The sequence below is a fragment of the Flavobacterium longum genome (assembly GCF_965137575.1).
Classification (GTDB): domain Bacteria; phylum Bacteroidota; class Bacteroidia; order Flavobacteriales; family Flavobacteriaceae; genus Flavobacterium; species Flavobacterium longum.
Map to the genome: position 1 here is coordinate 515,783 of NZ_CBCRZJ010000001.1, position 24,915 is coordinate 540,697.

Genomic DNA, 24,915 nt, shown 5'->3' on the forward strand with positions numbered 1-24,915 from the left:
GAGATTAGTCGTGAATAGTATTGATTTTCTTGTCGATGTAAATCATCCCGATAACGAAACAGACACCCGCGATGATGATCGGGTACCACAAGCCTTCGAGATAGAATTCCGGGTCGCCGGCGTCTTTGGCCGTGGTCACGAAATAAGTTGAAATGGCCGGCAGCAAACCGCCGAAGATGCCGTTGCCCACGTGGTACGGCAATGACATCGATGTGTATCGGATTTTGACCGGGAACATTTCCACCAGGAATGCCGCAATCGGTCCGTACACCATCGTCACGAAAATCACTTGGACGAACACCAGGAAAATCAGCATCCATTTGTCTGAGCTGTTGATGGTCTTGGTGACTTTGGTGTCGACTTTATCCTTTCCGTCGTCGGCCTTGAGGCGTACTCCGTTTTCCATATGGACGGTTTTCACTTCCTCGAAAGCGGTACCATCGGCGTACATCTTCGTGGTGGTATAGATGGAGTCTTTTTTCGTCGCATCGATGTCCTTCACAGAGGCAACGAGTTTGGTCTGATCCACCAATTCGGTTTTTACAGAGACGTCTGTGGCATTGTACATCGCTTTATAAATCGGTCTGTACAGGACGATGGCCAACAGCATGCCCGCCATCATGATGCTTTTTCGGCCCATTTTATCGCTCAACCAGCCGAAGACTACGAAGAATGGCGTGCCGCACAACAGCGCGATACCCAAAAGTGTATCGACCTGCGACGATTCAACATTCATGACGGTTTTCATGAAGTTCATCGCGTAGAACTGGCCGGTATACCAAACCACGCCCTGGCCCATGGTGGCGCCGAACAGCGCGAGCAGGACGAATTTGAGGTTGTATTTGTTGCCGAAACTTTCCTTGAGCGGGTTGACCGAGGTTTTTCCTTCGGCCTTGGCCTTGGCGAACACCGGCGATTCGTGCATGTTCTTGCGGATGATGTAAGACACCATGACCATCAGGATCGATACCCAGAACGGTACGCGCCAACCCCATTCATCAAATGCTTCTTTTGACAACAAGGTTTTGGTAGCCAAGATGACCATCAGCGACACGAACAGACCGGCCGTGGCTGTGGTCTGGATCCAGGATGTCCAATACCCTTTCTCGCCTTTCGGGGCATGTTCGGCCACATAGGTTGCCGCGCCGCCATATTCGCCGCCCAGGGCCAAACCTTGCAGCAAGCGCAGGATCAAGACCAGTAACGGCGCCATAAAGCCAATCGTTTCATAACTCGGGATACAACCAATCAGGAACGTCGCGCCGCCCATCAATAACAGCGTGACCATGAAGGTGTATTTGCGGCCGATCAAGTCGCCCAAACGTCCGAAGAACAATGCGCCGAACGGACGGACCACGAAGCCTGCCGCGAAAGTGGCCAAAGTCGAGAGGAATGCGGCCGTTGGGTTGTCAGCCGGAAAAAATTTGGTTGAAATCACGACGGCCAAACTGCCGAAGATATAGAAATCATACCATTCGATAAGTGTCCCGACCGACGAGGCCGAAATCACTTTCCAGATCCCTTTAGTTGATTTTTTGCTCATAATATTTTGTTTTGGTTTATAGGTAAATCTGCAATTGCAGGATAATATCTCCTTTCATGCCGCCTATCTCATCGGCTGCCGTATAAACTGGACGTGCCGAATACTGTGCGGTGATCTTGGCGTGATGTCCTTCGAGCAGGAAATTCGCACCGAGGTCATACTGTGTCGAAGCCTTGTCCAGCGCCTCGAAATTCTTGTACGTGAACGCCCCGAATGGCTGCACGCGAACCTTTGGCTTTTCGGCTTTGCACGGCAAGAGGAAACCGGCCTGCGTGTACCAGATGGTTCCGGTCCCGATGGCGGCCTGCGTATTTCCGGCACCGGCCAATGCGCGGTCTCCGGTGAAACTTGCGTCGGCCACGCCAGGATTCATGATTCCAATATTACGCAAATAATTTGGGCCGAAGTCATAGTGGTAAAAAACGCTGTACGCCGTCACGGCCATCTTGTTTTCCTTCTTGCCTACCGGAAGGTCGGCGAACACATCGGCAGCCAGTAAATTGATGTCGTGCTTCCTGACATTGCCGTTGACCGACGAGCGCGTGGCATCGGCATTCGTGTAAAAACCCGCGCCAATGTTGAATACTTTCTTCGAGCCGAGATACGTTCCGACTTTGTACGGCAGTAAATTGGATTCGCTATCTAGGAACTGGTATTCAAAATAACCTGCCTTAGACCATTTCGTATTGCCGTTGTTGTCTACGGCTACGGCCGCGTCTTCCGAAGTAACGTCCGTTGGTGTCAAGTTGGTGGCGAAAGGTTTGTTGAAACTCAAGCGGTATTCGAATTTGCCGTACTTGCCTTTGGCGAAGATACCCATTTGACGGCCGAATTGATCTGAGTTATCAATCAGCGGCCAGTTGAAGATGGGCGCGTCGATGGTGAGGAAGTTCAGTGTGGAAGCCATCGTCTCGCGCGACAAGCCCATGTAATAATGCAAGCCGCCGCCCAAAGACAAACTAAACTTCTGCTTTTCCGTGGGCAGGATTACGGCATATTCATTCCAGGCATCATGAAAGAACAGTCCCGGCTTCTTGCCCACGCCGTATCCGCCGGTGTTGGCCGAGCCAGATGCGCCGCCGGTGTCGAACACCTGGTTGTTTATCCCGAAATGCGTCACGATCATAAAGCGTTTTGAAAGTTGGAAATACGTCAGCATCCTGAGCCTGCGGTTGCCGATGTCGGTCGTGGTCGAAGCGCTCTCGTCGCCTACCATCGTGCCCGGATTGAGCTGCGTGGACCGCATCCAGATTTGGTTCCAGGCCAAGATGCGCATGTACTTGCTGCCGTCTTCATTAAGGTTAAATTTCATGCCCGGACCGTAGTCGGTCGAGCCCTGCCCCATGCCATACCAACAGGACAGCAGAAGCAGCAAGGTGATTTTCATTTTTTTCATAGGGATTCAGTGTTTGGTTTCTACGGCCAAATTCCTGTTTCATCGCCCTGAAAAAAATTTCCATCTATATTTTTGTAAAATGGTATAGTTATCTACTGACGGAAACGCTCCCACTTGATGAGCATGAACTTGTCTCCCAACTCTGTGATAATCATGCCTGTGCCCGTCATGTGGCTTTTGTCGGCCAGGTATTCTACGAGCTCGGCATGGTTATAAATTTTATACGTCGGGTGATAATCGGCGTTCTCCGGACGCTTCACTTTGTAGGTCTTTACCCAGCTGCTCACCGTAACGTGCGATACCCCGAGAATACGCTCGATCTCGCGTAAGCTCATTCCTTCCAAATAGAGCTGCAAGGCTTTGGTCACGTAATAATTATCGATTTTCTTTCCGAGCTTGTTGACCGAGAAATGATACTGGCAACGCTTGCACAAATACCGCTGACGGCCTTTAACCACGCCGCTTTTTACAATATTTTCATTGCGGCATTTAGGACATGTAGGGATCATGTATATTAATTTTGCGTAAATATCTCAACTTAGCAACTTCCGTCTTGTGACATTCGTCACTATTTCAGCATTTTAATAGGGATTTCTTTGGATAATCCGTGAAATACTGCGTAAACACCAGTATTTTTTGATTTCTACGTACAATGGTGATTTTTGAGAATGGTCTGCAATTTCTTCCACCGTCGCAATGGCATTTTTTGAGAATTTCACTTTATTTGTAGAAACAACAGACCAATGCAATTTAACCCTACCGAACTGGAGCAATCGGCTATCTATAAATTGCTTTCGGGTGCCGTGATTCCGCGTCCCATCGGATGGATTTCCTCGGTCTCGGCCAGCGGCCTGGTCAATCTCGCGCCTTTTTCTTTCTTTAACGCGATAGGAGACGATCCGCCGCACGTGATGTTTTCGACCGTGCGTACGGGCAACCAAAACAAGGATACGCTCAACAACGTCTTGGAAACGAAGCAGTTCGTGGTCAATATGGTCACCGAGGAAACCGTTGTCCAGATGAATGAAACAGCCAATGTCGTGGCGCCGGAAGTCAACGAATTTGACATCGCAGGGTTAACGCAAGTGCCGTCGGTACTGGTCAAACCGCCGCGCGTCAAGGAAAGCCCGATACAATTTGAATGTGAACTCGTGCACCATTATGCGCTGGAAGGGCATCAGTTTGGCGGTGCCGTGCTGATGGTCGGGCGCATTGTGATGTTCCATTTCGACGAGTCGGTTTTGCTGGATAATTACAAGATTAATATGGACACGTATCGACCGGTAGCGCGTATGGCGGGCTCCAACTATACCAAGATCGGCGAGGTGTTCTCAATAAAAAGGAACGTTTAATTTTTTATGGCAACTGCCGTTTTCGCAAACGGCACCGGGCTATCCGCTTCAATCTTTCGGCTTGCGCCAGTAATCGCACTGAACCTAGAGGCATTTCGCTTCGCGCAACCCAAAAGGATTTCCGCTGCTATCCCTGTTGCACCCCAACCTGATGAAAATTACTGTTATTGGCGGCGGTCCGGGTGGCCTTTACTTTTCCATCCTGACCAAGAAAGCGATCCCAGATTGCCAGATCGATGTGTACGAACGCAACAAACCCGACGACGCGTTCGGGTTCGGCGTCGTGTTTTCGGACGAAACCCTGAGCGAATTCCTCAACCGTGACCCACGTTCTTACGAACTTATCCGGAGCCGTTTCGCCTATTGGGATGACCTGGATGTCGTGCGCAACGGCGAATCGGTACGCATCACCGGCAACGGCTTTTGCGGCTGCTCCCGGAAAACGCTGTTGCAATTGCTCCAGCAGCGCTGCCGCGAAGAAGGCGTCAACCTGCATTTCGAGCACAATGCCGACGACCTTTCGCAATTCACGGATTCAGACATCATCGTGGCCTGCGACGGCATCAACAGCGGCATCCGCGAACAATTCGCCACTGAATTCGGGACGCATATCGAGATGAAACGCAACAAGTTCGTCTGGCTCGGCTCGACAAGGCCGCTCGATGCCTTTGCGTATTTCTTCCGCACCACGCCGTACGGAACATTTGTCGCGCACACCTACCAATACGAAGAAGGCATGAGCACCTGGATTTTCGAATGCGCACCCGAGACTTGGGAACGCGCCGGTTTCGAAACCCAGAATGAGGAAGACACGATCGCGAAACTCTCGGAACTTTTCGCCGCGGAACTCGCCGGACATCCGCTCATTTCCAACCGTTCGCACTGGCGGCAATTTCCTTATATCACTAATGACAAATGGCACCACGGCAACATCGTCCTGCTGGGCGACGCCAAGGCTTCGGCGCACTACTCCATCGGCTCCGGCACCAAACTCGCCATGGATTGCGCCATCGGCTTGTCTGATGCGGTTATCGCCAATCAGGATAACGTGGAAGCGGCTTTCGAACAGTACAACCAAACCCGTCGTGGCCGCGTGGAAACCATCCAGCATGCCGCAAACGTATCGCTCGACTGGTTCGAACACATGGACCGGCACGTACAGCATCCGTTCATGCAGTTCGCTTTCGGGGTAATGACACGCGCCAAAAAAGTCACGTTTGAAAATTTATCGATACGAGACAAGTCTTTTACAGACAAGGTTCTAGCTGGATTCAATTTAACCATCAATGCGAATTCTAAAACACCGGCGGCCTTTACATCGCTCAGGCTTCGCGGCGTGACTTTGCACAACCGGATCGCGATGGCACCCATGGAACAGCAATCGGCAAAAAATGGGATTGTCAACGATTGGCATCTCGTGCATTACGGCAGCCGCGCGTTGGGCGGTGTTGGGCTCATCATCACCGAACCGGCCGCGGTATCAGAAACCGGCAAAATAACGGATGGTTGCCCCATGATCGCGACGCCCGAACAAATCGCGGCATGGAAACGCGTCACCGATTTTACCCACCAGAACAGCAGCAGCAAAATCTGCGTACAACTTGGCCATGCCGGACGCAAAAGCGAGGTCAGGACGCCGCTCTCGCCTATTGCGGCTTCAGCCATCCCGTTCAGCGACAAACACCAAATGCCCGAGATGATGACCGACCAAGACATGGACAAAGTCGTCTCGCAATTCGTGGCTGCCGCCAAAAACGCCGATGAAGCCGGTTTTGACATGCTCGAATTGCAGGCGCATCACGGATTCCTGCTGGCGTCGTTCCTTTCGCCGCTCACCAACAGACGCAACGACGGTTACGGTGGCAGCATCCAGAACCGACTGAAATTTCCGATTCGTGTATTTTCAGAAGTACGAAAGATATTCCCTGCGTTGAAACCGATTTCGGTGCGCATTTCCGCATCAGACTGGGCCGAGGGCGGCATTACCGAGAACGAAGTGTTCTTCATCGCCGATGCCTTTAAGAAAGCAGGTGCCGACATCATTAGCGTTTCCACTGGTTACACTGTCGCGCATGAGCAGCCTCAGTATGGCCGTATGTGGCAGACGCCTTTTGCCGATGCCGTTCGCAACACCGTGCACATCCCGACGATGACCGCGGGTTCAATTACCGACATCGATCAGATCAACACCATCATATTGAACGGCCGCGCGGATATCGTGGCGTTGGGCCGACCGCTACTGCTCGATCCGGCTTTTGTTCGCCATGCCCAGGCCTATGAGCAATTCCCGGTATCGGATGTCGCACCACAATACCAATCGGGCGTAACGCCATTCTATCAAATGAAAGGCGCCGAACGTCGCGAAAAGGAACACATGAAGAAAGCGTTGAAACCGGAAAGCCACAAGAAATCTTGAAAAAATTGCTGTTCATATTGCTGTTGTCCCCATTGGTTTTTGCGCAAACCGAAGGCACGATTGACAGTGACGGCGCGAAACTTCACTACCGCATCTTCGGGAGCGGCCAGCCCGTTTTGATCATTAACGGCGGCCCGGGGCTAGATTCAGATGGTTTCGTTGGCTTGGCGCAGGCGCTTTCCAAGAACAACCAAACCATCATTTATGACCAGCGTGGCACTGGGAAATCGACCGTCAAGCCTATCAATCACTCGGCGATTTCGATGGACTTGATGGTAAATGACATTGAAAATCTCAGGAAACATCTCGGCATCGGACAATGGGTTGTGCTGGGGCATTCGTTCGGTGGTATGCTCGCGGCGTATTATGCCACCAAACACCCGGAACAAATTGCCGGCTTGATTTTTTCGTCCTCGGGCGGCATCGACCTCGGCCTTCGCGACTATGTAAATACCCGGATGAATAGCCTGCTGACCGCAGCCCAGCGCGATTCGCTGCAATACTGGAACAGGAAACTGTCCGCCGGAGACCATAGTCATACCGTAAGGATCGGGCGTGGCCGTGCCATGGCGCCTGCATATGTATACCGTAAAGAATTTGCCGAAAACATTGCACAGCGACTTGCCCAGACCAACCTGGACATCAACCGCATCGTCTGGGAAAACCTCGAAGCCATTCATTTTGACTGCGCCGGTGGCCTTGCATATTTCAATAAACCGGTACTCGTGCTACAAGGAAAAAATGATGTGCTCGAGGTGAAAACCGCCGAAAAAATCCATCGGGCTTTCAAAAAATCTAAATTGGTGCTGCTCGACGATTGCGGCCACTACGGCTGGCTCGATGCACCGACTGCTTATTTTTCCGCCATCGACCAATTCTTAAAATCTGTTTGACATGGTTCAATATCCAGACAATTTTGCCCACGACAACCTGCCGCCGAAACACCTGCAGCCCGATTATATTTTCGGACATACGGGTTTTGAATTTCCCGACGACCTGAATTGCGTGTACCGTCTGCTCGACCAACACATCGCCCAAGGAAACGGCCAACGCATCGCCATCAGGACGTTTGACCAAAACTGGACATTCCGCGATTTGTTTGAGAAAGCCAACCAGATTGCCCATGTATTGGTTGACAATATGGGTTTGGTTCCGGGTAATCGAGTGTTGATTAGATCAGCCAATAACCCGATGATGGTGGCGTGCTGGTTTGCCGTCATAAAGGCAGGCGGCGTGGTTGTGGCCACGATGCCGCTGCTGCGGGAAAAAGAATTGACGACGATGTGTGACTGCGCGGAAATCTCACATGCTTTGTGCGACTATCGTTTGGAAGATGAAATGCGTCAAGTCAAATCACCTTTCCTGAAACAAGTCATGACATTTGACGGCGAAGCCAAAAGCACGCAATCATTGGAAGCCGCGATGGCATCGAAACCTAAAAGCTTCGACAATTTTGGCTCGACGGCCGAAACCATCTGCCTGATCGGGTTTACGTCCGGCACGACCGGTTTGCCGAAAATGACCTCGCATTTCCATCGCGATATTTTACTGATATGCGAAGCGTTCCCGAAATATTCGCTGCAACCCATGCCAGATGATGTATTCACAGGCAGCCCGCCGCTCGGATTCACCTTTGGCCTCGGCGGTTTGGTGTTGTTTCCTTTTTATTATGGCGCATCGACGTTTCTCATCGAAAAGCCAACGCCCGAATTGCTGTTGCAAGCCATTCAGGATTTCAAGATTACGATTTGTTTTACGGCGCCTACCGCATGGCGTGTCATCACGACCAAAGTCAAGGATTACGACATTTCATCTTTGCGCAAATGCGTGTCGGCCGGCGAAACATTGCCGCTCAAAGTGTGGCAGGATTGGTATGATGCCACGGGTCTTAAAATAATCGACGGCATCGGCTCCACCGAAATCCTGCACATTTTCATTTCCTCGCACGAAGGCAACATGAAACCTGGCGCTACCGGATTGCCCGTCTATGGCTATGAAGCGAAAATCATCGGCCCCGACGGAAACGAATTGCCCGCAAACGAACCCGGAAGATTGGCGGTGCGCGGTATCACGGGGTGTAAATATTTGGCGCGTCCCGAAAAACAACAGGAATACGTCGAAAACGGCTGGAACATCACCGGCGACATTTTCAGGAAAGATGAAGACGGCTACTTTTGGTTCGTGGCCCGCGGCGACGACATGATCATTTCCTCGGGTTACAACATCGGCGCGACTGAAGTGGAAAGCGTACTCCTACTCCATCCTGATGTAGCCGAATGTGCGGTAGTTGGAATGCCGGACGAGGAACGCGGGATGTTGGTTTGCGCGCACATTGTGCTAAAGGATATGGCCAAAGCCAGTGATGATTTTTCAAAGGAAATCCAGGATTGGTTCAAGGAAAACGCGGCACCGTATAAATACCCGAGAATCATTAAATTTACCGAGACGCTTCCTAAAACGGAAACGGGAAAAATTCAGCGGTTTAAGTTAAAACAATCCCAGTCATGAGAAAAGCCTTCATCTGGTTCATCATCGGGCTGTTGCTGCTCACGGCAATCTTGACGTACATCAATTGGAAGTTCGTGTTTTTGCTGGTGTTCTTTCTGCCGCTGATCGTCATGGGTTTATACGACATGTTCCAGTCCAAACAAGCCATCAAACGCAATTTTCCGCTATTGGGCCGCATGCGATACTTGCTGGAAGGTTTTGGCCCGGAAATCAGGCAGTATTTCATCGAGAACAACACCGAGGGGAAACCCTTCAGCCGGTTGCAGCGAAGCCTAGTTTACCAGCGCAGCAAGAAAGAAAATGAAATGTTACCCTTCGGGACGCAGCTCGACGTGTATGACGAAGGCTACCAATGGGTCAACCACAGCATCAAGGCCGTGCCGTTCGGCGAAATCGATCAGAATCCCAAAGTGCGCATCGGGTCGTCGCAATGCACAAAACCGTATATGGCGAGTTTGCTGAACATCAGTGCGATGAGCTACGGATCGCTGAGCAAGAATGCCGTTTTGGCCTTGAACGCCGGCGCGAAACAAGGCGGCTTTTACCACAACACGGGTGAAGGCGGATTGTCTCCGTACCATTTGCAGGAAGGCGGCGACGTGGTCTGGAACATCGGTACGGGCTACTTCAGCTGTCGCGATGAATACGGGAATTTCTCCCGTGAGCATTATGAAAAACGCGCGCAACTCGACAACGTAAAGATGATCGAGATTAAATTCTCTCAAGGCGCGAAACCGGGGCACGGCGGTATTCTTCCGAAAGAAAAAGTCACCGACGAAATCGCGGCCATCCGCTTGGTCACAAAAGGACACGACATTATTTCACCACCAAGGCATTCGGCCTTCAAGACGCCGTTGGAACTGATGGATTTCGTAAAGATATTGCGCGAAGGTTCAGGCGGAAAACCTGTCGGGATGAAACTCTGCGTAGGCAACAAATCTGAATTCCTGTCGATTTGTAAAGCAATGGTGGAAACCAACACTTACCTTGATTTTATTACCGTCGATGGCGGCGAAGGCGGAACCGGCGCGGCGCCACAGGAGTATTCAGACCATGTGGGCATGCCTTTGCGCGATGCATTGGCTTTTGTATACGACGCGCTGGTCGGGTTTGGGTTGAAGGACGAAATCAAGATCATCGCCAGCGGGAAAGTCGTGTCTGGTTTCGATATCGTACGCGCGCTGTCTATGGGCGCCGATTTGTGCAACTCCGCACGCGGGATGATGTTCGCACTGGGTTGCATCCAAGCGCTGGAATGCCATGCCAATACGTGCCCGACCGGTGTGGCTACGCAAGATCCGCATTTGGTGAAAGGCTTGGTGCCCGAGCAGAAAAGCATCCGCGTGGCACGTTTCCAGCACCAAACCGTACACGCGGCCATGGAACTCATGGCTTCGGCAGGGATTGACCACCCGGACAAAGTGGGCCGTGATGTCGTATCGATGCGCATCGACAAAACCCGCATCAGGACTTTTGCGGAACTGTTCCCGGAACCCAAAACGGGTTGTTTGCTGCAGCCTGAAACCGTTCCGGATTACCTATATTACGATTGGAAAAAGGCTTCGGCCGAAAGTTTTTAATATGCAGACATTCAACAAACCAGAACTGATACGCTTCAAACACGTCGATTTTGCGGGCATTGTCTTTTACCCGCGTTTCCTGGAAATGCTCAATGATTTGGTGGAAGACTGGTTCGCGCAGGCGCTCGACCGTCCGTTTTCAAAAATGCACCAGACCGGGCAAGGCATCCCGACGGTAGACCTGAAAGTGCAATTCAAAAAGGCGGCGCGTATCGGCGACGTGCTGGACAAATCCCTTTGGGTAATAGGCGTCGGTGGCGCATCGGTGACCTGCGGGTTCCGGTTTTCGCATGCCGATGGCACGACTTGTCTTGAAGGCGAAGTCACGCTGGTGAACGTCGCGATAGACAAAGCCACCGATGGCATCAAGGCCGATCCATTTTCGGACGAAATGCGAGACAGGATTTCCCAGTTCACCATTCACAACTCATAATCCACAACTCACTAACTATGGAGTTTAAGAAATTCAAAGCCGCCACCGTACAAACCGCGCCCGTATTCCTCGACATCGATAAAACCATCGATAAAGCGATTTCGTTTGTCGCGGAAGCCGCTGGAAATGGTGCGAAACTCATCGCCTTCCCGGAAGTTTTCGTGGCCGGTTACCCGTATTGGAACTGGATCATGACACCCGTACAAGGCAGCGCGTGGTATGAGAAGTTGTACAAAGCGTCCGTGGCCGTGCCGTCGCCCGAAATCGACAGGTTGCTGCAGGCTGCCAAAAAGCACGACATCCACATCGTCATCGGGATCAATGAACGCGGCAGCAGTTATGGGGAGATTTACAACACGAACCTGATTATTGACAACAACGGAACGCTCATCGGGAAACACCGCAAACTCGTGCCGACCTGGGCCGAAAAACTTACCTGGACGTCAGGCGACGGTTCGTCTTTAAAAGTCTATGACACCGAAATCGGGCCGATTGGAACACTTGCTTGTGGCGAAAACACGAATACTTTGGCGCGATTCACCTTGTTGTCACAGGGTGAACTCATCCACATCGCGAATTACATTTCGCTCCCGGTGGCACCTCCCGATTACAATATGGCCGAAGCGATAAAAATCCGCGCGGCGGCCCATTCCTTTGAGGGAAAGCTCTTTACGATCGTATCTTGTTCTACCGTTTCACCCGAAATCATGGACGCGATGAAAACAGACGTCCCGAATGCCGAGGAATTGCTGACCCGGAAAAGCGCGGCGTTCTCAGGCTTCATCGGGCCGAACGGTGCCGTTATCGGCGAACCGCTGATCGATGTGGAAGGCATCGCGTACGCCGATATCGATTTGGAGAAATGCATCCAGCCCAAGCAAATGCACGACATCTTGGGTCATTACAACCGGTTCGACATTTTCGATTTGCGTGTGAATACAGCGCCGACGCGGAAGATTACGTTTATCGACAATCACGACGAATTCAATAAAAAATAACACCGCGAATCCAGAAGTGTCTTTACCTTCCTCCGGGCGCAAAAATAAATAGTCATGAAAAATAGCCTTGTTTCGGTTTTTGCCGGGTTTTGGGCGATCACCGGTTTTTCGCAAACCTACATCACCGACGTCACGTTGGCCGACGTAGAAAAACACCGGATGCTGCCCGGTAAAACAGTTGTTATCAACGGAACTGTAATCACCGACGTGAAATCAGGTAAAGTGCCCATTCCGGTCGGCGCTACCGTCATTGACGGAAGTGGCAAATTCCTGATGCCGGGCATGACCGACGCGCACGTCCACTTTTTCCAGAACGGCGGGCTGTACGCGCGGCCGGATGCCATCGATTTGCGCTACCTAATGCCATATGACAAGGAAATCAAGTCGTCCCACGACAATTTTACTCCGGCGTTGCGGCGGTATCTGGCCAACGGCATCACCACCGTAATCGATCCGGGCGCAACCTATCATTTCCTCAAACACAAACAGGAACTGGCCGGACAAACCCAAGCGGCAACCGTCCTCATGTCTGGCCCTTTGCTGACGACTTATTTGCCGGAAGTGTACAAAGATTTGGGCGACGATGCACCGTTCCATCTTGTACAAACACCCGACGACGCCAGAAAGATGGTTCGGGAGCAACTTGCCCACAAGCCAGACTTCATCAAGATCTGGTACATCGCCAACGGTGAAGGAAAAGACATGGAAGCCACGGCACGGAAATACCTTCCGGTGGTGCAGGCCATCATCGACGAATCGCACAAGAACAACATTAAAGTAGCGGTGCATGCCACCGAACTTTTCACCGCGACGCTGTCGGCCGAAAGCGGTTGCGACTATCTGGTGCACAGCGTAGAAGACCAACTGATACCGGATAGTTTCGTGCAACTCCTTAAAAAGAAGAAGGTTGTCCTTTGTCCTACACTCGTGGTTTCGGACGGTTACGAAGACACGTTCGGGCAGAAACTCAACATCTCCAACCATGATTTACGCATGGCCGACCCGCACCAAATGGGTTCGTTGCTTGACCTAAAACACTTGGCCGACACAGCATTGGTCAACGCGTACCGGAAGTACACCGTAAGCGACAAACAGTTGAAACGCGTGCTGGAGGCCAACAGCATATGCATGAAAAACCTGAAAAAGCTGGCCGACGGCGGCGTGACCATCGCCACCGGAACCGATGCCGGCAATATCGGGACACTGCATGCCTCATCTTATCTGGACGAAATCCTGAGGATGCGCGAAGCCGGACTGTCGAATTGGCAAATCTTGGAAGCATCGACACTTGGCGGCGCGAAAGTACTCGGCAAACAGCAATCCTTGGGCAGCATTGCAAAAGGAAAAAAGGCTGATCTGGTTTTACTCGATGCCGATCCTTCGGCGAATATTGAAAACGTGACGAAAATCAACAAGGTCATCCATAACGGCGTTGTCCTTCAGCCTGAAAAATTGCTTGTAGAGACACCCGAACAGTTGGTGCAAAGACAGCTCAACGCTTACAATTTCAGGAACATTGAGGCTTTTCTGGATACCTATGCCGACGATGTGGAAGTATACACTTTTCCGGAAAAGCTCGACTTTAAGGGGAAAGAAACGATGCGGAAAATCTATGCGGACATGTTCCTCAAAACACCCAACCTGCATTGCGAGCTTAAAGGAAGGATTGTGCGGGGGAATATTGTCATCGACAATGAACACGTGACTTTTGGCAGCGGCAGTATTGACGGTGTGGCCATCTATCACGTCGAGAACGGTAAAATCAAGAAAGTGTATTTTTTGCCCTGAGGGAAATCTCCCACCGGATAAAATCGTAAATTTGAATTTCGCCGCTAAAACCGGAAAGTCATGAGAAAACTATTCTTTTTGTTCGCATTTGCTTTGTTGTCGGCTGCCGCCGCCGGGCAAACCATCCAAATCACCGAGTCGAGCGCGACGGCCGTTACCGGAGGCGTGAACGTAAATGTCAAGACCATTTCATTCAACGGTGCGGGTTACTTGAGCCACACCTATACGATCAACGGGAACACTATTGACCTTTCTGTATGCTATTATTTCAATATGCTGCTGCCTGTATTGACCTTTGACAACGACTTTTTCATTCCGGTCACACAATCCGGCGATTATACAGTCAACATCACGGTATACAATTCATCGTCCACCGAAGTATGTGACTATTTTTCTTCGGGCGGATCGGCTACCCACAACGTTTTGGCCACGAAAGACCTTGATTTAACAAAATCGTTGGGCTTGTATCCGAACCCAACCACTGGAGCGCTTTTTCTCGATACCGTTACCGACGGACCGCTGTATGTCTATGACCAGCTGGGGCGATTGGTCATGCAAACAAACGCATCGTCAGCCATTGATTTAAGCCCGCTCACCAGCGGCGTGTACATCGTCTCGGGAAAAATCGATGAACAGACACTCAACCAAAAAATCATCAAAAACTAAATGGAAGCGAAATATTCAGACGACGTGATGGGTCGTGCACGCGTAACGGATACACCGGAATTGGAGGCTTACTACAAAGAACTCGAAGCGCTTGGAGCCGGCGCGCTCTGGACCGTTGCCAATGATATCGAACCTTGGGAACCGCGGGCAAGTTCGGTCCCGATGCTGTGGCGGTATGACGACTTGCGTGAACTAGTGATAAAGTCGTCTGAACTGGTGACACCGGAGCAAGCCGGCCGGCGCGTGGTATATCTCGTGAACGACAAACGCCGAGACGTATCGGCAGCCGTGGGCTGGTTGTATACCGGAATACAAGTAACACGGCCTGGCGAAAGCACCTCGGCGCACCGCCACAAGGCTTCTGCCCTACGCTTCATCATGGAAGGCGACCGCGGCTATACCGTAGTGGACGGCAACAAGATCATGCTGGAAGTGAATGATTTCGTGATTACCCCGAATTCTACCTGGCATGAGCACGGCGTAGAAGAAGGCGGCCAAACCTGCATCTGGCAAGATGGACTGGACATTCCGTTGGTGAATGCGCTGGAAGCCAATGATTATGCGGTATACGACGGCAAGCAGCCGTTGGTGAAACCACTGAACTTCTCCCCGATGTCATTTCACGGCTCGGGTGTGATTCCGGCTGATCTGGTCTGGGACAAACCCTATTCGCCGTTGTTCAAATACTCTTGGAAGTTGGTTTATCCGGCGCTCTTGGAAGCGGCAAAAGTGAATGAAGTATCGCCTTTTGACGGCATATTGATGCGTTATTCTAACCCGCTTACCGGCGGCCACGTCATGCAGACCATGGGCGCCGCCATGCAGTTGCTCCCGGCCGGATTCAAAGGGAAAGCCCACAGACATACCGGTTCATTCGTGTATCAATGCGCCAAAGGAAATGGCTACTCGATCATCAACGGGCAGCGTTTCGACTGGAAAGAGCGTGATATTTTCTGCGTGCCGTCTTGGGCATGGCATGAACACCACAACGCTTCGGAGACCGAAGATGCATGCTTATTCAATTTCAACGATTTGCCGGTGATCGAAGGATTGGGATTGTACCAGTCCAGGGAATATACTGAAAACAATGGCCATCAATAATCTCCAAATGAACAACCTTAAACCGCTGACGGGCATTGCCATCGCCATACTTTTTATATTTCTGGGCGCATCGTTGGTCAACAAACCCGATATGTTCCGTGTAATCATAGGTTACGCTTGCATCGTTTTCTTCTCGGGCGTGGTCGGGATTGCTGTCATCAAATTATTGTCAAAGAAAAATAAATGAAATTACTCACTTACCAATACCAATCAAGCGCACAAAAATTGGGCGTGTTGAACAACGATACCATTATAGATCTGGAGCGATTCGGCCAAAAGAACAATATTGATTTTCCGGATACGATGCTGGAATTGATCGATGCCGGACCGTACGAAGTAGCGCGGATACAGAAAGCACTGGCCGATGCAAACGAAAACACCATCGCGGATTGCTCGATCCCGATGAAGGAAGCCGTGATTCTGGCACCTATCCCGAAACCACGTAAGAATATCATCGGCATCGGTTTGAATTATACCGAGCACGTGGCCGAAAGCGCGCGCACGCTGGACACGTCGAAGGAATTGCCGCAACAGCCGGTGATTTTCTCGAAGCCGCCAACAGCCGTTACGGGCACGCACACCGACATCGTCCTGAACCCCAAACTTACCCAGCAACTGGATTGGGAGTGTGAGCTGGCCGTGGTCATCGGTAAAAAAGGAAAGTACGTCAAGAAAGAAGACGCGCTCGACTATGTTTTCGGATATACGGTCATCAACGACATTTCTGCCCGCGATTGCCGGCGGGCCGGACAATGGATTGTGTCTAAAGGACAAGACACTTTTGCACCGATGGGTCCGGTTTTGGTGACCAAGGATGAAATTGAAGACCCGCACAACCTCAATTTGTGGCTTACGCTCAATGGCGTGGAAAAGCAACGTTCGAATACGAAATTCATGTTATTTAACATCAATGACCTGATTGAAGATTTGAGCACGGTATTTACCCTGGAGCCGGGCGATATCATTGCTACCGGAACACCTGCCGGCGTGGGCGCGGGACGCAATCCGCAAGAATGGATGTGGGACGGCGATGTCGTGGAAGCTACGGTGGAAGGCATCGGGACGCTCATAAATACCGTTCGGGAACTGAAGTAGCGGCTGGAATGCGTGAGCGATGGAGGCATTTGTCTGAGCTCTTTGCAAGACCTTTGAATTTTACTCCGCTACGCTCCATATAGTTCGGCTGCGCCTCGGGTATAAAACCCCAAAGGTCTGCAAAAGCGAGTGCCGAGAGCGCGACGGCGCAAACATAACCTTAATTGAAAACCCTGTGCTGGTGCGCCGGCACGCCCAAAAAAATATAAAAAACAACGATGAAGAAAAAAATAATCCTCGGCCTTGCGGTCTTGACTTGCAGCCTGACGCAGGCGCAATATGACAAAGTGTACAAATACGGCGACTACCAAAAAGACTGGGCGCTGGTAAAATCAATCGCGGGAACGTACGGTTTCATAGATAAAAGCGGAAAAACCGTGGTGCAGCCGGTCTATGAAAAAATCGAAAAATTCACGTTGGCTTCGGGCGAATTTGCCCGGGTGAAATCGGTAGCCGACATGTATGGCCTGATTGATCGCTCGGGGAAGGAAGTCGTTGCGCCCGTGTATGAAAAGATCGAAGATTTCGGCGCCTATGGGAAAGACGTGGCACTGGTGAAGAACGTGGCTGGTTACTTTGGGTTCATCAACAAACAAGGCAAGGAAATCGTGAAGGCGCAATATTCCCGCGAAGAAGCGCAACAGAAATTGAAATACGCCACCATTGAATAACATGAAAAAATTCCGCATCGGGCAAATCGTGCCCTCGTCTAATGTGACCATGGAAACCGAAATCCCGGCGGTTTTCCGCGCCCGGGAAACCATTTTGCCCGAACGCTTTACGTTTCATTCCAGCCGTATGCGGATGAAAAAAGTGACCAAGGAAGAACTCGAGGCCATGGATGCCATGAGCCTGAAATGCGCCACGGAACTGTCCGACGCACATGTGGACGTCATGGGTTACGCCTGTTTGGTGGCCATCATGAGCATGGGCCGCGGTTACCATTGCGTGTCCGAAGTGAACCTGCATCAGGAAACGGTGGCCAATGGTTTCCCTACGCCTATCGTTACGAGTGCGGGCGCGCTGATCAACGGGCTGAAAGTGCTCGGCGCGAAGAGAATTTCGATCATCACGCCGTACATGCGGCCGCTTACCGACATGGTCGTGGATTATATTGAGCACCAAGGTTTTGAAGTGATTGATTCCATCGCGTTGGAAATCCCGGACAACCTGGAAGTGGCGGCACAAAACCCCATGAACTTACTCGAAATCGTGAAGCGGTTGAATACCGAAGGCGCAGATCTGGTCGTGGCGTCGGCTTGCGTGCAAATGCCATCACTGGAAGCGATCGACCTCATGGAAAAGCAAATCGGGTTACCGGTGACTTCGGCGGCGGTTTGTACGACGTACGAGATGATGAAGAAGCTGGGCATCGAAGCCAAGTCGCCCATTGGCGGTACGTTGCTCAATGGAAATTACTGATTTCAGCGCGTCACGACATAATTATATAATTTTTTACGAAAACGATGTAAAACGCCGTCGGATTGGTTTCTGCAATTTTGTGACATCAACTAAAAAAACCAACACCATGAGACAAGATGATTTCACCCCGGAAACCATTGGCGACAATCTTGACAACATCGTAAGCATCAACTCCGACAGTTCCGACCACGAAGAGTTCGACTACGACTTTGATTACGACCCGAACCAGATGTACTACGAATTGCACGGGATCCAGCCTTGATGGGCCATCGTTCGTTCCTCGCCTGTTTTGTTAAACTTAACTTATAATGGCGGGTGCGCGTTAGCAGATTTTTAAATTTTTCTAATTTTGTTTCCTTACTGTTAAGGACTGCTTTCGCGGCGGGAACACGAACGAAACTTTTGTACTGTCTATGGGCTTACAGCTGAGCGAAATCGAGCGCGTTAAAACCATTTCCAAAGAAGATTTTTTGAACCACTATGTGAGGAAGCAAAGGCCTGTAGTTATTGAACGACTAACGGCCGACTGGCCTGCTTACGAAAAATGGAAACTGGCCTACATCAAGGCGGTGGCGGGCGACAAGACCGTACCGTTGTATGATGATCGGCCGGTGTCGCACAAGGACAAGTTCAACGAGGCGCACGCCGAGATGAAAATGACCGATTACATCGACCTGCTGGAACGTGAGCCTACCAATTACCGCATTTTCCTGTACAACCTGATGAAGGAAGTACCGGTATTGAAGAACGATTTCAAATGGCCGGACATTGGCCTCAAACTCGTGAAGCAGTTGCCGATGTTGTTTTTCGGTGGCGAGAATTCAAAAGTGTTCATGCACTTTGACATCGATTATTCGAATATTTTGCATTTTCATTTCCATGGCGTGAAACGGTGCGTCATTTTTGCGCCCGACCAGACACCGTATATGTATAAGATTCCGCACGCACTGATTTCGCGCGAGGATATCGATTTTGACAACCCTGATTTTGACCGATGGCCGGCGTTAAAACAAGCGAAAGGTTTTGTAACCACGCTGAACCACGGGGAAATGCTTTACATGCCGGAAGGTTACTGGCACTACATGAAATATGTAACACCGGGATTTTCCATGAGTTTGAGGGCGTTCCCGCGTAAAATCGGCAATCTGGCCAAAGCTGCGTACAATGTGGCCATCATGCGGCATTTCGACACCTGGATGCGCCGCCGCAAAGGTCAGGCATGGATTGATTATAAAAACAGACGTGCCATCGAGGACACGCACCGAAACCTGGGCATACCAATCCCACAAAACTAAAAGACATGAATTCATTCTTTAAAACCCTGATAGCCGGTTACAGCGCCAAGAAGCTGGGCGGCGGCTGTCTAGGGATGATTATCGTATTTGTAATCGTTTACTGGTTGCTGGGGATGTTCTGACAATCTTGTAAGGTTTACCAAGAGTTACGTAAGGCTTGCGGATCTTGTATCGCCGACCTTTGTAAGACAACCAAAATCTTGACATTATGGGAACCGTACACAACAACCAACAGCGCCATGACGGCCAACAAAATTACCAACACTCCAACCAGCGCAACCGCGACCATGCCCGAAGCGACACCGCGAAGCACCACTACGCCGAGCATGAGCAGGAAACGGACGACGCCAACTTCGCTGAGGGGCAAGACCTGACCGGAGCGATGGATTTCAGGGATAAGAAAGATAACTTGGAATCACAAACCGAGTAACAATTTGATTGATGATGAAGGCCTGTTTTCGAACAGGCTTTTTTATTTTAACCGCTTGTTGGCCTTCATTCGTTCCAGTAGCAGGTTCAAGTTTACCGTAGCGAAAGTAGAACTGTGATCCGACAATCCGTATGGAAGAATCAGTTCCCCATTGTGGATGATGGATCCGCAGGAGTACACGACATTGGGCACATAGCCTTCCCGCTCGTCTGGGTTCGGCAACACCAACGGTTCGTCCAGTCGGCCGATTTCGATTTCGGGGTTGTGCAAATCCAGCAATGATGCGCCAATGCTGTATCTTCTCATCGGCCCGACAGCGTGCGTGATTACCAGCCAACCTTCTTCGGTTTCAATTGGCGATCCGCAATTCCCGATCTGGACAAATTCCCAAGGATATTCCGGCGATTGGATTTTAATTGGTTCTTCCCAAACGTTGATGTTGTCCGAAAACATGATGTAGTTGTTCCAACCGTCAATCCTGGACAACATCGCATACTTCCCATTGATTTTCCTGGGGAACAACGCCAAGTTTTTATTCTTAGCCCCAGCGCCGTTCAGCGGGCTGGTCTTGAATTCGTAGAAATCGGTCGTCTTGAGCAATTTGGGCATGATGTACGAACCGTCGAATGCGGTGTACGTGGCGTAGTAGACGACTGTTCCGTTTTCGCGGGTAAATTTCACGAAGCGCGCGTCTTCAATGCCCCGGCTTTCCAAATCGGAAATCGGGAAAATGACGCGGTCCGAAATGTCGGTGTCCTTTGAAAAACTGATTTTGCGGTAGCTGTCGGAAAGCGCGAGGATCAAATTGTATTGGCGCAATGTCCGGGCATCGGCAGTCTGCGATTTGGCTTCCAGGACGATGGCCTTCAAGTCCTCATATTCAAATGTGTCGCCCAACTTTTCATCGACCATTTTCAGGAAATCCGCATTGATGCCTTCGTCCTCGCCTTTTCTGATGAACAACCGTTTCTGATAGACGGCGTTCCGTACGCGCTCGGCTTCATCTATGTAATTCCCTGCGGGCATGACCATAATATTGTTGTGACGGTCAATCATCGCGCGACGAAACACAACGGATGACACGTGGCCTTCACCGACCGCCCGAAAGCTCAAAATGACCCTTTGCTGGCCGTCCTCCAAGTTGCTTCTATCTGGATCTTCCACGATGGACGGATTGAAAAAAGCAGCCGATTCTATCGAGTATTCGTGCGTAAAGTATGAGCCGATCAATAACCGTGTGTACTCGTCCAACTCATCTGGGTTTGCGCCTGCTTCGCGGATGTACTGCGACACTTTCTCGCAATGGCGCTGCAATTTTCGGGTGATGTTACGGTGTCGTTTGGAAAAATCCTGGAGCAGCGGCGATACGATGGCAAAGGTTGCTTCTTTGCTCAGCGACAATACTTTTTTGATTAGCGCTACGGCACGCTCGTCGCCATTGAAGAAGAAACGCGCGATGACGCGCTTGGAATCAGGGATTACTTTAACGGGTTTTCTTTCGATGCTCAGCCTCATATCGCGGTTTTTGTATCCTAATTTACGATATAAATTATTAACGCGCCGAAGCTAAAATGTCAAATATTCCTTAATAAAAGTATGGGTACTCTATAAAGGTATTTCATGAATCCGATAACATTTTGGCGTGTAATATCACGAACTTCACGAAAAAACAATAATTATGGAAAAACAAAAACAGCAACCGGAAAAACATGACGACCAGTCAGGACTGGGATTAGACAGCCCAATCAACACGCGCGATGCGCACGATTTCGAAAAACGCTCACTGACGCAGGATGAGCGCGCAGACGTCGATCCTAACAAAGTTCCTGACAAGCCGTCATTCCATCAGGAGCCTGAAGAAAAGACCGATGATGAAAAATTTGACGGAGAAATTAAAATCTAAAAAAAAAGCCTCATCTGAGGCTTTTATCTTTTTAATGAGAAGTGGGCCTTAAATTCCCGCGGTACGTTTTGCTCCACATAATTCACGACAAACCAATAATCGCTCGACGGCAATGGTTGCCCATTGTAGGTGCCGTCCCAACCCAATCCGGACGGTGCAATCTGTTTCAGGAATTTGCCATGGCGGTCAAACAGGTAAATCACGGCTTGCCCTTGCCCTACCGTGGCCAGGTCGTAAATATTCCATCGGTCATTGAAACCGTCGCCGTTCGGGGTAAAGAATTTTGGATAGTCCACGATCGTCACCGCGTCTTCCGCAACGATGGCCGGCGCGCAGCCATTGGCGTCATAAACGGTAATGGTATGCGTTCCCGGTGCCACATCCGTGAAGATATTGCTGGCATAAAGCGGCCCGAAATCCAACTGATAGAGATAATTTCCGGCATCGGCGGCATTAACCGTTATGACGGCATTGTCGCTGAAAAAACTGGTCGCCGTCCAAGTGACCGAGTTCAACGTTACGCGATTGATGGTAACCGTAATGGTCTGTGGCAGCGCACATTCTCCCGCATCAGGGGTGAAAACGTACTGCGCGACGTCTGTGGTCAAATCAATAACTGCTGGGCTCCACGTACCATTGACGCCTAGCGGCGATGTGGTCGCCAATACCGGAACAGCCGCATTTTCACAAAATACGATATCCGAAAATCCAGGGTTTATAGGTTGGATAACGGTAACGTCCATTGTCACGGTTGTGGCACAAATCCCCGCATCTGGTGTAAATGTATACGTCTGAGAGGCGTTGTTGTCGATGACCGCTGGCGACCATGTTCCGGTGATGCCATTATCTGAAATTGTAGGTAAAGTAGGAATCGGCGTTGTTCCGGCGCAGAAAGGTGCAATCTGTTGGAGCGCAAAAGACGTTGGTGTGCGCGGTGTAATGTTGATGTTGAGTTGCGTCACCTCGGCGCATTGGTTGGCCGCCGGTGTAAAGGTATAAGTGGTCAATCCCATGATGGTGTTGTCGATGGCCGAAGCCGGAGACCAAGTTCCTATAACACCGTTTACCGTGGTTGGCAGCGCCAAGCCCTCAGGCGGCACCGTACCTTCGCAGAACGGCAGGATTGGCCCGTATATCGGGATGGTCTTCGGTGTGACATCTACGGTTATGGTGTAGAAAAAGGAAGCCACACATTGGCCCGCATTGGCTTGGAACGTATAGGTCTTTACCCCTGGCGTGGCCGTATCAATGGTTGCCGCGTTCCAAGCACCGGTAATCGGTGGATTGTTGTCTGACTGCGCGGGCAACGGTGGCGGTGTTGACCCGACGCAAATCGAAAAATTAAGTGGTAAAGCATTGAACTGTAAAGCCGTTTGCGGCGTGACCGTGACATTCAACGTGAAAGGCGACGCACATTGCCCGGCTGTTGGCGTAAAAACATACGTGCCGCTGGTGGTATTGCTGATCACCGCAGGACTCCAAGTGCCCGTGACAGCTGGTACATTCGATGAGTTCGTGGACAGCGCAGGAACGGCTGAGCCGGCGCAAATCGTCAGGTTGCCCGTTGGGAAAGCCGAGAATGACGTTGTTGGCGCGGGTGTCACTGTTACATTAATCGTGGCTGGAGTGGCACAAACCGTGGCGTTCGGCGTGAACGTGTATGAACCGCTGGCGGTGTTGCTGATCGTTGCCGGGCTCCAAGTTCCAGCAAAGCCTTCAATAGAGGTTGCGGGCAGTGATGGTGGCGTTGTTCCGGCGCAGAAAGGTGCAATTGGGTTGAAAGTCGGCGCCACATTTTGGACCACATTAACTGATATGGTCACCGGCGTGGCGGAAACGCATTGCCCTGGGTTTGGGATGAACGTACTGGTCTTAACCCCGAGTGTGGTCGTACTGATGGTGGTCGGATTCCATGTGCCGGAAATGCCATTAGTGGACGCCGGCAACGCCGGAGCAGTCGAATTCTGACAGATCGTGGCCGGGTAGGCCGAAAATGTAGGCGTGACTCTCGGGGTTACGGTTACCGAGAACGGCACTGAATTAGCGCATTGCCCAGCCGCTGGCGTAAACGTAAAATTTTGCACCCCTGTAACAGAAGTATTGATGGTTGCCGGGCTCCAAGTTCCCGTAATGCCATTGTTGGAAGAAGCAGGAAGCGTTGGCGCCGTTGAACCCTCACAGACGGGAGCCAATGCGGTGAATGTTGGCGTAACTAATGGCACACCCGTAATACTTAAGGTTTGTGAATTTTGGCATCGCAACGGAGTAAATACATAGTTGTTGGTTCCGTTCAAGACTTGCGGATGGTTCCAAACGCCTTCAATACCATTTGGAGAAACGGTCGGCATCGTCATTCCGACGCACATATTCATTCCCGTGAAATTAAAATTCGGTGTGTTGACGGGAAACGCAGTAATATCAAGTGGCGGCGTGCAAACCCCGATAAAAGAAACCGTGAAATACACTTCGTCGCCTTGGGTGAGTCCAGTCAGGTTATACGATGTGGGTGCCGTCTGAGTACCTGTAACGGTTGGGCCGCCGTTGATGGAATACGTCCATCTAAACGCCGTTTGACCGACATCCACGAAATCAAAATAAATATTTGTAGGTGAAGAAAGCGGACACAAAGTAGTCAGAAACGGTGCGGCAGTTGGCGCTGTCGTACCAATCGTGACAGCCACTTGGGCTACGCTCGAACATGCCCCTACTGTATTTTTGATATAGTAAAAACCGCTATTTGTCACCGCTGCAGGGTTGGCAACAGGAATTGTAGCCGCTGGGTCTTGCCAGTAGGTCAATGTGCCTATACTGGGACTTCCTGCAGTAACTGCGGCTGACGTTAAGTTTGTCGAAACAGCCTGACATGACGGATTAGTAATCACGAGATCACATTGCGCAAAGGCATTGACCGTTGCGAAAAGTAAAAACAGACAAGTCAGCCAGCCAAATTTCAAAGCAGATGCTTTAATCATAGTAGGTATCGATTTAC

Annotated in this window: 23 protein-coding genes; 18 read left to right on the forward strand and 5 right to left on the reverse strand. The window is 50.7% G+C overall.

Annotated elements, in window-relative coordinates; genetic code table 11:
- Positions 1-4: 4 nt before the first annotated feature.
- The 3 genes from ACM9J1_RS02350 to ACM9J1_RS02360 form a co-directional block, all read right to left on the reverse strand.
- Positions 5-1,543 carry an MFS transporter gene (locus ACM9J1_RS02350; protein ID WP_415580285.1) on the reverse strand — a complete coding sequence of 513 codons (1,539 nt, stop codon included), beginning with the start codon at positions 1,541-1,543 and terminating at the stop codon, positions 5-7.
- 16 nt (positions 1,544-1,559) lie between these two features.
- Positions 1,560-2,939: a porin gene (locus ACM9J1_RS02355; RefSeq protein WP_415580286.1), complete on the reverse strand. Its 1,380-nt coding sequence runs from the start codon at positions 2,937-2,939 to the stop codon at positions 1,560-1,562.
- Between the two features lie 92 nt (positions 2,940-3,031).
- Positions 3,032-3,448, reverse strand: a complete 417-nt coding sequence (locus ACM9J1_RS02360; protein WP_415580287.1) for an IS1/IS1595 family N-terminal zinc-binding domain-containing protein — start codon at positions 3,446-3,448, stop codon at positions 3,032-3,034.
- Between the two features lie 234 nt (positions 3,449-3,682).
- Between ACM9J1_RS02360 and ACM9J1_RS02365 the strand changes: the two genes are divergently transcribed.
- From ACM9J1_RS02365 to ACM9J1_RS02445, 17 genes are all read left to right on the forward strand, one after another.
- Positions 3,683-4,291: a flavin reductase family protein gene (locus ACM9J1_RS02365; protein ID WP_415580289.1), complete on the forward strand. Its 609-nt coding sequence runs from the start codon at positions 3,683-3,685 to the stop codon at positions 4,289-4,291.
- Between the two features lie 151 nt (positions 4,292-4,442).
- On the forward strand, positions 4,443-6,707 hold the full coding sequence (locus ACM9J1_RS02370) for an oxidoreductase (RefSeq protein WP_415580291.1): 2,265 nt from the start codon (positions 4,443-4,445) through the stop codon (positions 6,705-6,707).
- Positions 6,704-7,600 carry an alpha/beta fold hydrolase gene (locus ACM9J1_RS02375; protein WP_415580292.1) on the forward strand — a complete coding sequence of 299 codons (897 nt, stop codon included), beginning with the start codon at positions 6,704-6,706 and terminating at the stop codon, positions 7,598-7,600. The genes ACM9J1_RS02370 and ACM9J1_RS02375 overlap by 4 nt, the downstream gene beginning before the upstream one ends.
- A 1-nt stretch (position 7,601) precedes the next feature.
- Complete coding sequence (locus ACM9J1_RS02380) at positions 7,602-9,215, forward strand: AMP-binding protein (RefSeq protein WP_415580293.1); 1,614 nt, start codon at positions 7,602-7,604, stop codon at positions 9,213-9,215.
- Complete coding sequence (locus ACM9J1_RS02385) at positions 9,212-10,795, forward strand: FMN-binding glutamate synthase family protein (RefSeq protein ID WP_415580294.1); 1,584 nt, start codon at positions 9,212-9,214, stop codon at positions 10,793-10,795. Before ACM9J1_RS02380 ends, ACM9J1_RS02385 begins: the two co-directional genes overlap by 4 nt.
- Before the next feature lies 1 nt (position 10,796).
- The gene (locus tag ACM9J1_RS02390) at positions 10,797-11,228 is read left to right on the forward strand and encodes an acyl-CoA thioesterase (protein WP_415580295.1); all 432 of its coding nucleotides are present in this window, start codon (positions 10,797-10,799) and stop codon (positions 11,226-11,228) included.
- 17 nt (positions 11,229-11,245) lie between these two features.
- The gene (locus ACM9J1_RS02395) at positions 11,246-12,226 is read left to right on the forward strand and encodes a carbon-nitrogen hydrolase family protein (protein WP_415580296.1); all 981 of its coding nucleotides are present in this window, start codon (positions 11,246-11,248) and stop codon (positions 12,224-12,226) included.
- A 54-nt stretch (positions 12,227-12,280) separates the two neighbouring features.
- Positions 12,281-14,014, forward strand: coding sequence for an amidohydrolase family protein (locus ACM9J1_RS02400; RefSeq protein WP_415580298.1), 1,734 nt, complete (start codon positions 12,281-12,283; stop codon positions 14,012-14,014).
- Positions 14,015-14,074: 60 nt separating this feature from the next.
- The gene (locus tag ACM9J1_RS02405; protein ID WP_415580299.1) at positions 14,075-14,680 is read left to right on the forward strand and encodes a T9SS type A sorting domain-containing protein; all 606 of its coding nucleotides are present in this window, start codon (positions 14,075-14,077) and stop codon (positions 14,678-14,680) included.
- A complete protein-coding gene (locus ACM9J1_RS02410; protein WP_415580300.1) occupies positions 14,681-15,781 on the forward strand; it encodes a cupin domain-containing protein in 1,101 nt (366 codons plus the stop codon).
- A gap of 7 nt (positions 15,782-15,788) precedes the next feature.
- Entirely contained in the window at positions 15,789-15,968 is a 180-nt protein-coding gene (locus ACM9J1_RS02415; protein WP_415580301.1) for a hypothetical protein, read from the forward strand.
- Positions 15,965-16,876, forward strand: a complete 912-nt coding sequence (locus ACM9J1_RS02420; protein WP_415580302.1) for a fumarylacetoacetate hydrolase family protein — start codon at positions 15,965-15,967, stop codon at positions 16,874-16,876. Before ACM9J1_RS02415 ends, ACM9J1_RS02420 begins: the two co-directional genes overlap by 4 nt.
- Before the next feature lie 218 nt (positions 16,877-17,094).
- Positions 17,095-17,547, forward strand: coding sequence for a WG repeat-containing protein (locus ACM9J1_RS02425; protein WP_415580303.1), 453 nt, complete (start codon positions 17,095-17,097; stop codon positions 17,545-17,547).
- Between the two features lies 1 nt (position 17,548).
- Positions 17,549-18,298 carry a maleate cis-trans isomerase family protein gene (locus tag ACM9J1_RS02430; protein WP_415580304.1) on the forward strand — a complete coding sequence of 250 codons (750 nt, stop codon included), beginning with the start codon at positions 17,549-17,551 and terminating at the stop codon, positions 18,296-18,298.
- Positions 18,299-18,404: 106 nt separating this feature from the next.
- Positions 18,405-18,560: a hypothetical protein gene (locus tag ACM9J1_RS02435; protein WP_415580306.1), complete on the forward strand. Its 156-nt coding sequence runs from the start codon at positions 18,405-18,407 to the stop codon at positions 18,558-18,560.
- Positions 18,561-18,711: 151 nt separating this feature from the next.
- On the forward strand, positions 18,712-19,593 hold the full coding sequence (locus ACM9J1_RS02440) for a cupin-like domain-containing protein (RefSeq protein WP_415580307.1): 882 nt from the start codon (positions 18,712-18,714) through the stop codon (positions 19,591-19,593).
- 208 nt (positions 19,594-19,801) lie between these two features.
- The gene (locus ACM9J1_RS02445; RefSeq protein ID WP_415580308.1) at positions 19,802-20,023 is read left to right on the forward strand and encodes a hypothetical protein; all 222 of its coding nucleotides are present in this window, start codon (positions 19,802-19,804) and stop codon (positions 20,021-20,023) included.
- 42 nt (positions 20,024-20,065) lie between these two features.
- Here the strand turns inward: ACM9J1_RS02445 and ACM9J1_RS02450 are convergent, their stop codons facing one another.
- A complete protein-coding gene (locus tag ACM9J1_RS02450; protein WP_415580309.1) occupies positions 20,066-21,538 on the reverse strand; it encodes a glycoside hydrolase family 130 protein in 1,473 nt (490 codons plus the stop codon).
- Between the two features lie 163 nt (positions 21,539-21,701).
- Between ACM9J1_RS02450 and ACM9J1_RS02455 the strand changes: the two genes are divergently transcribed.
- Positions 21,702-21,926, forward strand: coding sequence for a hypothetical protein (locus tag ACM9J1_RS02455; protein WP_415580310.1), 225 nt, complete (start codon positions 21,702-21,704; stop codon positions 21,924-21,926).
- 23 nt (positions 21,927-21,949) lie between these two features.
- Here the strand turns inward: ACM9J1_RS02455 and ACM9J1_RS02460 are convergent, their stop codons facing one another.
- The gene (locus ACM9J1_RS02460) at positions 21,950-24,898 is read right to left on the reverse strand and encodes a T9SS type B sorting domain-containing protein (protein ID WP_415580311.1); all 2,949 of its coding nucleotides are present in this window, start codon (positions 24,896-24,898) and stop codon (positions 21,950-21,952) included.
- Positions 24,899-24,915: the final 17 nt, after the last annotated feature.

Bases quoted from the DNA above. Each gene is read 5' to 3' on its own strand.
- ACM9J1_RS02350 (WP_415580285.1), bottom strand. From the start codon at position 1,543: ATGAGCAAAAAATCAACTAAAGGGATCTGGAAAGTGATTTCGGCCTCG.
- ACM9J1_RS02355 (WP_415580286.1), bottom strand. From the start codon at position 2,939: ATGAAAAAAATGAAAATCACCTTGCTGCTTCTGCTGTCCTGTTGGTAT.
- ACM9J1_RS02360 (WP_415580287.1), bottom strand. From the start codon at position 3,448: ATGATCCCTACATGTCCTAAATGCCGCAATGAAAATATTGTAAAAAGC.
- ACM9J1_RS02365 (WP_415580289.1), top strand. From the start codon at position 3,683: ATGCAATTTAACCCTACCGAACTGGAGCAATCGGCTATCTATAAATTG.
- ACM9J1_RS02370 (WP_415580291.1), top strand. From the start codon at position 4,443: ATGAAAATTACTGTTATTGGCGGCGGTCCGGGTGGCCTTTACTTTTCC.
- ACM9J1_RS02380 (WP_415580293.1), top strand. From the start codon at position 7,602: ATGGTTCAATATCCAGACAATTTTGCCCACGACAACCTGCCGCCGAAA.
- ACM9J1_RS02385 (WP_415580294.1), top strand. From the start codon at position 9,212: ATGAGAAAAGCCTTCATCTGGTTCATCATCGGGCTGTTGCTGCTCACG.
- ACM9J1_RS02390 (WP_415580295.1), top strand. From the start codon at position 10,797: ATGCAGACATTCAACAAACCAGAACTGATACGCTTCAAACACGTCGAT.
- ACM9J1_RS02395 (WP_415580296.1), top strand. From the start codon at position 11,246: ATGGAGTTTAAGAAATTCAAAGCCGCCACCGTACAAACCGCGCCCGTA.
- ACM9J1_RS02400 (WP_415580298.1), top strand. From the start codon at position 12,281: ATGAAAAATAGCCTTGTTTCGGTTTTTGCCGGGTTTTGGGCGATCACC.
- ACM9J1_RS02405 (WP_415580299.1), top strand. From the start codon at position 14,075: ATGAGAAAACTATTCTTTTTGTTCGCATTTGCTTTGTTGTCGGCTGCC.
- ACM9J1_RS02410 (WP_415580300.1), top strand. From the start codon at position 14,681: ATGGAAGCGAAATATTCAGACGACGTGATGGGTCGTGCACGCGTAACG.
- ACM9J1_RS02415 (WP_415580301.1), top strand. From the start codon at position 15,789: ATGAACAACCTTAAACCGCTGACGGGCATTGCCATCGCCATACTTTTT.
- ACM9J1_RS02420 (WP_415580302.1), top strand. From the start codon at position 15,965: ATGAAATTACTCACTTACCAATACCAATCAAGCGCACAAAAATTGGGC.
- ACM9J1_RS02425 (WP_415580303.1), top strand. From the start codon at position 17,095: ATGAAGAAAAAAATAATCCTCGGCCTTGCGGTCTTGACTTGCAGCCTG.
- ACM9J1_RS02430 (WP_415580304.1), top strand. From the start codon at position 17,549: ATGAAAAAATTCCGCATCGGGCAAATCGTGCCCTCGTCTAATGTGACC.
- ACM9J1_RS02435 (WP_415580306.1), top strand. From the start codon at position 18,405: ATGAGACAAGATGATTTCACCCCGGAAACCATTGGCGACAATCTTGAC.
- ACM9J1_RS02440 (WP_415580307.1), top strand. From the start codon at position 18,712: ATGGGCTTACAGCTGAGCGAAATCGAGCGCGTTAAAACCATTTCCAAA.
- ACM9J1_RS02445 (WP_415580308.1), top strand. From the start codon at position 19,802: ATGGGAACCGTACACAACAACCAACAGCGCCATGACGGCCAACAAAAT.
- ACM9J1_RS02450 (WP_415580309.1), bottom strand. From the start codon at position 21,538: ATGAGGCTGAGCATCGAAAGAAAACCCGTTAAAGTAATCCCTGATTCC.
- ACM9J1_RS02455 (WP_415580310.1), top strand. From the start codon at position 21,702: ATGGAAAAACAAAAACAGCAACCGGAAAAACATGACGACCAGTCAGGA.
- ACM9J1_RS02460 (WP_415580311.1), bottom strand. From the start codon at position 24,898: ATGATTAAAGCATCTGCTTTGAAATTTGGCTGGCTGACTTGTCTGTTT.